Origin of the sequence: Bacillus cereus group sp. N12, from assembly GCF_016483575.1 — a bacterium.
GTDB lineage: Bacteria > Bacillota > Bacilli > Bacillales > Bacillaceae_G > Bacillus_A > Bacillus_A toyonensis.
The window spans coordinates 1-247 of sequence record NZ_JAEHBO010000254.1; the positions used below are offsets into that span (position 1 = coordinate 1).

Genomic DNA, 247 nt, shown 5'->3' on the forward strand with positions numbered 1-247 from the left:
GTATCCGCAATAATATTATCCGCTTGACCAGCCTGGAACGTACCAACTGTTAATACCGCAGATTGAAGCGGATCTATTTTTCGACTCACTAAAAGTTGCAACTGATTAATTACTTGTGTTGCAACGATAATAGCATCAACAGTATGATGCGGCATACCACCGTGACCGCCTCGCCCTTGAATCTTCACTTCAAAAGTATCAGCTGCCGCCATCATTGCTCCAGCTTTCGCTCCAACAACTCCTAAAG

General features: G+C 44.5%; 1 protein-coding gene. It reads right to left on the bottom strand.

The window, feature by feature from the left end; all coding sequences use genetic code 11:
* Positions 1 to 247, bottom strand: a 247-nt coding sequence (locus JDS92_RS30375) for a peptidase dimerization domain-containing protein (protein ID WP_199633065.1), incomplete at both ends; no start/stop codon positions are given.